Below are 10,553 nucleotides of genomic sequence, written 5' to 3' on the forward strand. Positions count from 1 at the left end.
AGGTTCTCGACTGCGCTCGAACTGACAGTAATGCTACTCAAACTATTTACTAGCAAACATTTTTACATCTTGCTCGCTTACTTCGGTGCCACCTAAAATAATCAAACGTTCTACAACATTGCGAAGCTCTCTAATGTTACCTGTCCAATCATAATCTTGTAACAACTTGATGGCTTTATCTGAAAACATTTTTTTAGCGGTACCCTGTTCGCTTGCTATTTTTTCGGTGAAATGATTTACCAATAACGGGATATCCTCCCGTCTATCATTCAATGCAGGCACTTGTATTAGAATAACTGCTAAGCGGTGGTACAAATCTTCACGAAATCTACCTTCAGCAATTTCCTTTTTTAAGTCTTTATTGGTTGCCGCAACCACACGCACATTCACTTTTATATCTTTGTCGCTGCCCACACGTTGAATACGGCTTTCCTGCAACGCCCTTAATACTTTGGCTTGCGCCGGTAAACTCATATCGCCTATTTCATCTAAAAAAATAGTCCCGCTATTGGCTGCTTCAAATTTTCCTGCCCTATCTTTTACAGCACTTGTAAACGCCCCTTTTACATGACCAAACAATTCACTTTCAATAAGTTCACTTGGTATGGCAGCACAATTTACTTCAATCATGGGGCCATTAGCACGTTCACTTTTTTGGTGCAACCAGTGCGCTACCAATTCCTTACCTGTTCCGTTTGGCCCTGTAATAAGCACGCGCGCATCGGTTTGAGCTACTTTTTCAATAATCTCTTTTATATGGGAAATGGCAGCACTTTCACCTATCATTTCAAAATTCTTGCTGACTTTCTTTTTAAGCAATTTATTTTCAACCACCAATTCTTTTCTGTCCAAAGCATTTCGAACGGTGTTTAAAAGTCGGTTTAAATCGGGTGGTTTCGATATATAATCGAATGCGCCCATTCGCATGGTATTAACGGCTGTATCTAAATCGCCATGACCCGAAATCATGACCATAGGTATTTCCGGTTTTATTTTTTTTGTAGCCTCCAACACTTCAACACCATCCATTTTTGGCATTTTGATATCACACAGAATTAAATCGAAATCGTCATTTTTAATTTTTTCAATTCCAATCAAGCCATCTTCAGCTTCTTCTACTTGATACGATTCGTTTTCTTCTGAAAGAATTTTAACAAGCACACGTCTGATAGCTGCTTCATCTTCAATTATTAAAATTTTAGGCATATTTTTTTTAGATTTAAGAAGATAGATGAAAGATTAAAGACACTTATCATCCAATATTCTAATTTACTTTTGATATTAATCTTTACTCAAATTGGTATTAAACTCCGATTGATCTAACCTTAAACTCACACTCTGATCCGGTTTTTGGATAATATGTATATCGCGTTGCGGAAACGGAATGCTAATATTATTTTCTCTAAATAGTCTGTCTATTTCAAACCTAACGTCACTTCTTATCGCGTTAGCATTAAAACTATCTGCAATAGTGAAAACCACTTTGAAATCTAATGAACTATCACCAAAATTGGTAAATCGCACAGCAATATCATCCTTATCCAAAACAATCGGAATTGAAGCAGCTGCTTGTATAAGTAACTTTTTCACCAACTGTACATCGCTTCCGTAAGCAACTCCTACATCTACACTTTCGCGCGTATCTGCACCGTTCTGCGTCCAGTTATAAAGGCTATTTTCTAAATATAAATGGTTCGGTATTATCAACACCTTATTATCTATGGTTACGGCTCTGGTGGTTCTTAATTTAATCTCTTCAACGCGCCCGATTTTACCATCAATTTCAATAATATCGCCCACATGCACGGTTTGGTCTACTAAAATAAAAACACCCGAAATAATGTCTTGAAACAAGGTTTGAAGTGCCAAACCAATACCAATCATTAACGCTGCAGATGCTGCAAAAACAGCCGTAACATCTACACCTACACTGTGTAAGGTAAGAAGTAAGATAAGTAGATAAACCAACCATCTAAAATACCCAAACACCACATTAAACTTACCTTTATCATCATCTGGTAATTTTCGGGTAATTATTTTTAAAACAAATCTTAAAATTAAGGTGGTGATAAAAATTACCGTTATTATAATTAGTACGTCTTTTACAGAAATACTGATCTTATCGGTAAAATCGAAATGCTGATTTAGGAAGTTTTTTATCCCTTCCCAAATAGAGCTCTTTTCAACCGATTTTTCTATCTTTTCTAATTCCTGAATCATTTTTTAATATTTAATCCATTTTATCAACTCTTTATAGGTTGGTTTTTTACCATACATCAAAATTCCAACACGGTAAATTTTTGCTGCAAACCAAACCGTGAACATAAAGGTAGCAATTAATATGAATAACGACACCAACTGTTGCCATATGGGAACACCAAACGGAATACGCATAAGCATAACCACCGGTGATGTGAATGGTATAAATGAAAATACGGTTGAGACGGTTCCGTGTGGGTCTTCAATAACCGTAAAAAACCCGATATAAACCGCTAAAATTAAAGGCATGATGATGGGGAACATAAATTGTTGGGTATCGGTTTCATTATCAACTGCTGCACCAATGGCAGCGTATAACGAGCTATATAACAAATAACCTCCAATAAAAAACAGTATAAATGCCGTGATTAAATTAGCTAACGGCAAGTGAAAAAATGCATTTATCAAATCTTGAACCTGCATACTTAATTCTGGATTTGCCATGGCTTTCTCCATCATTTCCTGTTGGGGCGTTTGAATGTTGATGCCAAAAATTATAGAAACCACAGATAATAAAATACCACCAATTACAAGCCAAATTACAAATTGTGTAATGCCTGCTAACGAAGTGCCAATAATTTTACCAAGCATCAATTGTATTGGTTTTACGGATGAAATGATGACTTCTATAATTCTACTGGTTTTTTCTTCAATAACACTGCGCATGATCATGTTGCCATAAATAATGATGAACATAAACAACAAATAGCCTGCTGCACCGCCAAAAGCCAATTTCATAACGCTATCTATTTTTGATGTTTTTTCACCAGCAAAACTTTCTTGTGCGATGTTTACCCGTATTTTGGAATCGTTAATCATTTGTAAATCAACGCCGTTTTCCAAAAGCATGACGTTGGTCAACTTTTTTTCCAATTTGCTTTCTAAATCTGAAATTAAGGAAAGTGAAGGCGATTCTTCCGAATAAAACTTCCCATGGTTTGAAATGGTTTGAATATTTTCAACCCTATCAATATGCAACAAACCTATGGAACTGCTTTCTTTTGCCAATACCTTCGCATCGCTTAGCGACATATTTTCCAACACATTGTACTTGGTTTTATCGGTATTTTCAAAAACACCTTTGGCAAAACCCGACTCGTCCAATACCGTAATGGTTCTTACCGTATCGTTATTTAACTGCGATAAATAAGCAACTACCGAAATGAGCGCAATCATGATAAGCGGACTCAAAATTGTCATCACTATAAACGATTTGTTTTTAACTTTCGTTAAGTATTCGCGTTTTATAATTAATGGTAAATGGTTCATTAGGTGTTAGAGTTTTGGATTTTGTACTTAAGATTACTTAATTTAATTGTTAGTTATTAATTGTCAATTGTTAATTGCTAATTATTTTTCACGGTTTGAATAAAAATATCATTCACACTTGGTATCAATTCCACAAAATGCGATACGTCTCCTTTTGATGTTAAAAAGTTCAACAAATCGTTGGGTTTATCACCCGCATTCAGTTTTATATTAAGCTTTAATTCATCTTCCAAAGTTTTGAAATTGGCTAAAGACACATCAAATTTTTGCGATAATTCTGCTTTTAAGGCCTCTTTATCAGTTGAATTAATACCAACTTCAAACGTATTGATTTTATATTGACGCTTAATATCTACCAGTTTTCCATCTAGAATTTTGTTCGATTTATGGATTAAAGCAATATCATCACACAACTCCTCCACCGATTCCATACGATGGGTTGAAAAAATAACGGTGGCACCCTGATCTCTTAAATGTAAAATTTCATCTTTGATTAAATTAGCGTTTATGGGATCGAAACCAGAAAAGGGTTCATCAAAAATCAGGAGTTTTGGCTGATGCAAAACCGTTACAACAAACTGTATTTTTTGCGCCATGCCTTTAGATAGCTCTTGGATTTTTTTGTTCCACCAGTCGCCAATCTCTAAACGTTCGAACCAATATTTTAAGCGTTCTTTGGCTTCGGTTTTACTTAAACCTTTTAATTGCGCTAAATACAATGCCTGCTCACCCACTTTCATAGATTTGTACAAACCGCGTTCTTCTGGCAAATAACCAATATCTTTTATGTGGTTCGCGTTAAGCAAATTTCCATCTAAATGTACCGTACCAACATCGGGCATGGTAATTTGGTTGATAATGCGAATTAAAGTTGTTTTTCCTGCACCATTAGGCCCTAACAGCCCAAAAATACTGCCTTTAGGAACTGAAATTGACACATTGTTAAGAGCTTTAAAGTCTCCAAAATTTTTAGAAACCTGGTTAACTTCTAATAAGTTACTCATTGGTAGTTTTTAATTGACTTGTAGTTTGTAAATATATTAAATGTTAAAACAGTAGTTCAATGCTTTGTATATTATTTATAGTTTTTTTATGAATTTATGAAGAAATTTTTAGGTATAAATAGACTCTTCGATGGCGCTCAGGGTGACAAAACCGCTATAAAAACAAAACCCACCCTTAAAAAAGATTAAGGATGGGAAAAAAATTGCTATGAAAAAGAAAAATTATCACTAAAATAAATTAGTGATAAACCAAATATATGTTTTTTTTTCTAAAAACCCTTAAAACGGAACTAGAAACTTTTAAAAAAAATAATCGATTGATTGGCTTTTCCTTTTTCCCTAATATTATGAAAACATGTCTTTTACTTTCTCAAAAAAAGATTTATCGGTGTTATCTGGTTTTGGCATAAAATGCTCATCATTCTGCATGGCTTCAAAAAACTCGCGCTGTTGTTTGCTTAAGGTTTTTGGTGTCCAAACATTTACATGCACCAATAAATCGCCTCTACCATAACCGTTGATACTTGGTATCCCTTTTCCGCGTAAGCGTAAAATTTTACCCGATTGCACACCTGCTTCTATTTTAATACGCACTTTGCCTGTTACGGTATCAATTTCTTGCGAAGTTCCTAAAACAGCATCGGGGTAGCTTACATACAAATCGTAATGTAAATTATCACCTTCGCGTTGTAATTTTTCGTGTGCTTCTTCTTCAATAACTACAATAATGTCTCCCGGAATACCATTTCCTGGCGCTTCATTACCTTTTCCAGAAACTTTAAGTTGCATCCCATCTACAACACCCGCAGGTATTTTGATTGATACAGTTTCTTCTGAAATTTTTAAACCTTGTGCATCGGCATCGGAAGGTTTTTTATCAATGGTTTGTCCGGCGCCACCACACACATTACAAGGTGCCGATGTTTGCATTCTACCTAAAATGGTATTTGCAATTCGGGTTACTTGCCCAGACCCGTTACATGTAGAACAGGTTTTATAAGTGGTACCTGGTGCTTGAACTTTACGTTTTACTTTTATTTTTTTCTCTACGCCATTAGCAATTTCCTCTAAAGTAAGTTTTACACGAATGCGTAAATTACTTCCTTTAACACGACGTTGGCCACCGCCACCGCCAAAACCTGAGAAACCGCCTCCAAAGCCGCCACCGCCAAAAATATCACCAAACTGACTGAATATGTCATCCATATTCATGCCGCCACCACCAAAACCACCGCCATTTTCAAAGGCTTGGTGACCGTATTGGTCGTAACGTGCTTTTTTGTTTTCGTCGCTTAACACTTCATACGCTTCGGCAGCTTCTTTAAATTTTGCCTCGGCATCTTTATTGTCTGGATTTTTATCTGGGTGATATTCAATAGCTTTTTTACGGTATGCCTTTTTAATTTCAGCAGCCGATGCTCCTTTGCTTATCCCTAATATCTCGTAGTAATCTCTTTTAGCCATGGTATAGTTATTGTCCGATAACAACTTTAGGAAAACGTATTACTTTCTCGCCAAGTTTATAACCTTTCTCTACAACATCAATAATTTTTCCTTTTAAATCATCTGTAGGCGCAGGAATTTGCGTAATAGCTTCGTGGTTATCGGCATTAAATGGATCGCCTTTTGCAACAGCTACCACTTTAAGTCCTTTTTGCTCTAAGGTGCTTACCAGTTTGTTGTAAATTAACAACACGCCTTTACGTAAAGCTTCTGCCTCTTTATCTTCGTCAATATGACTTAATGCGCGTTCAAAATCGTCCAAAACTGGCAGTAAGGTTTTCATAACATCTTCACTGGCAGTAGAAAACAACTCGATACGCTCTTTAGAAGTACGACGTTTGTAGTTTTCAAACTCAGCAAATAAGCGTAAAAACTTATCCTTTTCTTGTTTTAATTCGCCTTGAAGTTTCTCCTCAACGGTTTGTTCTTCAACAACTTGCTCCTCAACTTCCACTGTTTCGTTTTGCACAGCGTCTACTTGCTCCTTTTCTATATCGTTTGCTTTATCCTTTTTACTCATTGTTGTATCTAAATTTTTATACAAATACTTAAATTGGTTGGCAAAAGTACTGCCATTATTGTAAAAATGTCATAATGTCATTAAAATATTTTATTTGGGAAATAATAAAGCTATTGATTTTGTAGAAAAAATCAACTACCTTCGTTTAACGTATGATATAAAACATTAAAACAATTTCATATCAATCTATGAATAAACAAGAAAGTAAGAGAGCTGGTATTTTTAATAAATACATAAAGAATCTCAACTTTTTGAATAAATATGGTTTTATACAAAGTAGAAAGAACGTTTACTTATGCCCTATATGTTTGAATCACTACACAGAAATTAACACTGAAAACCCTCTTACACTCGAAGATGCACCACCAAAAAGCCTAGGTGGAAAAGCAAAAACTCTCACTTGTAAAAAATGCAATAATGAGTGTGGGTATAAAATTGATTCTCATCTTGTTAAAAGAATGCGAGATTTAGATAAACCCAAACTACTTCCCGATTCATCAATTCCAGTTGAAATTAAAATAGATGATGAGATTATTAGAGCGGAAATGACCATTGATACAGAGGGAAATCAAAAACTAACAACTAATTTAAAAAATAATAATCCGAATATTCTACATGATAGAATGAAGGAAGGAAAAAAAATAGAAGAAATAACTATACTGAAAGAGAAAATTAAGCCTGATAATTTAGAATATGCTTTGCTAAAAACAGCATATCTAATGATTTTTGAAAAATTCGGCTATCTTTTTATACTAGATAAATCTTATGACATTATCAGAGAACAATTAAAAAAACCGAATCAAAGGATTTATCCAAATGGTTTCTGGATTACACAAAATCTACCAAAATCCTATTGTGGTTGTTTCCTATTAAAAAATAAGGACATAAAAAGTTTGACATCCAATTTTATTTTAGATACAGGAAAATCCAAAACAATGTTCATTGTACAATTACCTTTACCAAATTTACCTATTACCATTTCTATAAGTAAAAAGTTAGAACAAGAAAGGATAATGAATCTTGAATTTTATCCCAATCCGAATACTGAAAGAGATTACTTATATAATCTAGATAATATCAAAGAATTAAAAGCAAATATTGAATAAAAACTACCCCAACAAATCCTCCAAAGCAGGTTGTAAATGATGGTATTCAAAATAAAACCTTTGTCTTCTATTTTTTTATTGCTGACGTGTTGGCTATCAAACAGCAAGGTGTGCATGTCGCCTACATAGCTAGCTCTTTGCTCCTTTCTGATTATCTTACCTAAAACCACATCAAAATCCTAAAAGCAGCTTCAATGCTTTCCAAAAGCCTTCACCCCTGCTTCAATTCTGGTTTTTAAATAATTTTCTCGGGGCACAATGGGGCAAGAATATTTATCATTATAAGCACAATAGGGGTTGTAAGCTTTATTAAAATCAATTTCCATGGTGTCTCCTTTAGGGATTCTAGCATCTATATAGCGCCCACCTCCGTAACTTTCCAATCCGTTGGTTTCATCTAAAAATGGCAGGAATAAATAGTCCTCATACCCTTCCCTTTCCATTAAATCTTTTCCTTGATAAATATTTAACTGGTGTCTTTTTCCTTTTAATTCAAAAGTTAAAATACCATACACACGCTCTTTTGATACCCGATCTGTGGTGGTTTTCATATTAAAAAACGCCGTATGGGGCGTGCGTTCCAAAGTGGCCGTAACTACATACGTACTATCAAACTTAAAAAACTCCAAACCTTCAAAATGTTTCCTGTCTTTATCTTTTAAAGGTGATGTGGTGGCATCTTTATATTCAGCATTTAGTTCTCGCTGAAATTTGGTTTCACCCTTAATCGTTTTTTTTTCTTGAGCACAACTTACCAAACAAGTTATGAATGTCAATAGGACTATAAATGGCTTCATTCAAAATTAATTAGAATTCAAAAGTACAACATACAAATAATTTCTATAAGTTTGTAATTCATAAAAAAATATAAATGCGCCATAACGTCACCATTTGTAAGATGCCATACACTACTTCGCTTAGTAGAAGTCGGGTTTGTTATATATTGTGGTGATATGATTATAAAATATTACAATATGTAAAAGTCCGACTTCACAGTCGGACTTTTTATTTTTAGATAACATTTAATTAACAACCTCTTTTTGAAGGATTAAAAACGAATGAAAACACTTTTTAAAAGCTATATAAACACTTTTAGAGGCCTATCGGCAGAAATATGGTGGCTTGCGCTTATCACACTCATCAATAGAGCTGGTACTATGGTTATCCCTTTTTTATCATTGTACCTAAAGGAAGATTTGCATTTTACCGTAAGCCATGTAGGTTGGGTTATGAGTGCTTTTGGATTGGGCTCGGTGGCTGGTTCTTGGATTGGAGGTAAGCTTACCGATAAAATTGGCTACTACAAAGTAATGGTTAGAAGCTTATTAGCTACCGGAGTTTTATTTATAGCCTTGCAATTTTTAAATACGTTCGCATCTATTTGCATTGGTATTTTTGTTGTGATGTTGGTAGCCGATGCGTTTAGACCTGCTATGTTTGTGGCATTAAACGCTTATAGCAAACCCGAAAATAAAATACGCTCGTTAACGCTGATACGTTTGGCTATAAACTTAGGGTTTTCCGCAGGTCCTGCCATTGGCGGACTCATTATCACAGGACTTGGTTATGCTGGTTTGTTTTGGGTTGATGGCATTACATGTATTATTGCTACCTTTTTGATGATAAAAGTGTTACACCCTAAAAAGGCCAAAGTTTTAGATGTTTTTGAAAATAAAAATCCAGTTTCGGCTTATAGCGATTTTGCATTTATGGTATTTCTTGTAGCTATGGCTTTGTTTGGCATCGTATTTTTACAATATTTTTCAACCATAACCATTTATTATAAAGATGTCCATACGCTAAGCGAACTTCAAATTGGTCTTATTTTAGGACTAAACGGTTTCCTTATTTTTATATTTGAAATGCCTTTAATCAAATGGTTGGAAAATACCGCATTCAGCAAACTAATCTTGATGTTTTTTGGTGCCATTTTAACGGGGTTAAGTTTACTGATTTTAAATTTCACCAATTGGTCTGGAGTTTTAGTGATTGGCATGCTTTTAATGACCGTTGGAGAAATGATTGCTTTTCCTTTTTCAAATGCCTTTGCCGTTGAAAGAGCCAAAAAAGGAAATCAAGGAGAATATATGGCATTGTATTCCATGTCGTTTTCAATAGCCCATATTTTTGGGCATAATGCTGGTTTACAAATGACGGCTGCACTTGGGTTTGATACTACTTGGTATATCATATCAATAATCGCACTTATCTGTGCTACCATTTTATTTGTGCTTAATAGAAATTTAAACTCTAAAAGACTGTTGTAATGAACTTGAACCAAATAACAATTCCTTCTGTAGATGTTGAAAAGGCCGTAACATTCTACAAAACCTTGGGGTTGCATCTTATTGTAGATGCAATTCCAAGGTATGTGAGGTTTGAATGTCCAGAAGGAGATAGCACCTTGTCCATTCACAAAGTAGATGAATTGCCTAAAGGTGATGGAATAACTTTATACTTTGAAGACAAAAACCTAGATGAAACCGTCATCAACCTGAAACATAAAGGAATCCATTTTTTAAGCGAACCAGAAGATAAACCCTGGCTTTGGCGAGAAGCGCATTTAAATGATTTAGACGGGAACAAAATTATTATATATCATGCAGGTAAAAATAGAAAAAAACCACCTTGGCGCATTGATTAACTTAATAAATAACCCGTTGGGTGTAAATAATGAAAATCAGTTTTTATTTGAAACTTATAAGTCAATTAGAACCTAAATGTCTGTCTGGGCCCGTCGAAGACTTTTCAAAAAAAACATTTCGACAGGCTCCTTTAGATTTGTTTTTATAAATTTAAGAAAGAGAAAGGAAATAAAGTGAACTAAGACAGGCTCTGAATTTTAATGTTCAATATGTGATTTAGACTTTACTTCCCTTTCATCAAGAACTC

10 protein-coding genes are annotated in these 10,553 nt (G+C 34.6%); 3 read left to right on the top strand and 7 right to left on the bottom strand.

Annotated elements, in window-relative coordinates; all coding sequences use genetic code 11:
* Nucleotides 1–42: 42 nt before the first annotated feature.
* The 6 genes from J8H85_RS08865 to J8H85_RS08890 form a co-directional block, all read right to left on the bottom strand.
* On the bottom strand, nucleotides 43–1,206 hold the full coding sequence (locus tag J8H85_RS08865) for a sigma-54-dependent transcriptional regulator (protein WP_209654690.1): 1,164 nt from the start codon (nucleotides 1,204–1,206) through the stop codon (nucleotides 43–45).
* A gap of 75 nt (nucleotides 1,207–1,281) precedes the next feature.
* Nucleotides 1,282–2,220, bottom strand: a complete 939-nt coding sequence (locus J8H85_RS08870; protein WP_209654692.1) for a mechanosensitive ion channel family protein — start codon at nucleotides 2,218–2,220, stop codon at nucleotides 1,282–1,284.
* A gap of 3 nt (nucleotides 2,221–2,223) precedes the next feature.
* Nucleotides 2,224–3,528 carry an ABC transporter permease gene (locus J8H85_RS08875; RefSeq protein ID WP_209654694.1) on the bottom strand — a complete coding sequence of 435 codons (1,305 nt, stop codon included), beginning with the start codon at nucleotides 3,526–3,528 and terminating at the stop codon, nucleotides 2,224–2,226.
* Between the two features lie 77 nt (nucleotides 3,529–3,605).
* On the bottom strand, nucleotides 3,606–4,532 hold the full coding sequence (locus J8H85_RS08880; protein WP_209654696.1) for an ABC transporter ATP-binding protein: 927 nt from the start codon (nucleotides 4,530–4,532) through the stop codon (nucleotides 3,606–3,608).
* A gap of 345 nt (nucleotides 4,533–4,877) precedes the next feature.
* Nucleotides 4,878–5,996, bottom strand: a complete 1,119-nt coding sequence (dnaJ, locus tag J8H85_RS08885) for a molecular chaperone DnaJ (RefSeq protein ID WP_209654698.1) — start codon at nucleotides 5,994–5,996, stop codon at nucleotides 4,878–4,880.
* Between the two features lie 7 nt (nucleotides 5,997–6,003).
* Nucleotides 6,004–6,555 (bottom strand): nucleotide exchange factor GrpE, encoded by a 552-nt coding sequence (locus J8H85_RS08890; RefSeq protein WP_209654699.1) that lies wholly within the window; start codon nucleotides 6,553–6,555, stop codon nucleotides 6,004–6,006.
* A gap of 188 nt (nucleotides 6,556–6,743) precedes the next feature.
* On the opposite strand from J8H85_RS08890, the gene J8H85_RS08895 reads away from it, so the two are divergent.
* Nucleotides 6,744–7,661, top strand: coding sequence for a hypothetical protein (locus tag J8H85_RS08895; RefSeq protein ID WP_209654701.1), 918 nt, complete (start codon nucleotides 6,744–6,746; stop codon nucleotides 7,659–7,661).
* A 191-nt stretch (nucleotides 7,662–7,852) separates the two neighbouring features.
* Here the strand turns inward: J8H85_RS08895 and J8H85_RS08900 are convergent, their stop codons facing one another.
* The gene (locus J8H85_RS08900; RefSeq protein ID WP_209654703.1) at nucleotides 7,853–8,458 is read right to left on the bottom strand and encodes a DUF1684 domain-containing protein; all 606 of its coding nucleotides are present in this window, start codon (nucleotides 8,456–8,458) and stop codon (nucleotides 7,853–7,855) included.
* Between the two features lie 261 nt (nucleotides 8,459–8,719).
* Between J8H85_RS08900 and J8H85_RS08905 the strand changes: the two genes are divergently transcribed.
* The gene (locus J8H85_RS08905) at nucleotides 8,720–9,928 is read left to right on the top strand and encodes an MFS transporter (RefSeq protein WP_209654705.1); all 1,209 of its coding nucleotides are present in this window, start codon (nucleotides 8,720–8,722) and stop codon (nucleotides 9,926–9,928) included.
* On the top strand, nucleotides 9,928–10,305 hold the full coding sequence (locus tag J8H85_RS08910) for a VOC family protein (RefSeq protein ID WP_209654713.1): 378 nt from the start codon (nucleotides 9,928–9,930) through the stop codon (nucleotides 10,303–10,305). Before J8H85_RS08905 ends, J8H85_RS08910 begins: the two co-directional genes overlap by 1 nt.
* Nucleotides 10,306–10,553: the final 248 nt, after the last annotated feature.

The organism is Mariniflexile gromovii (genome assembly GCF_017814435.1).
Taxonomy (GTDB): domain Bacteria; phylum Bacteroidota; class Bacteroidia; order Flavobacteriales; family Flavobacteriaceae; genus Mariniflexile; species Mariniflexile gromovii.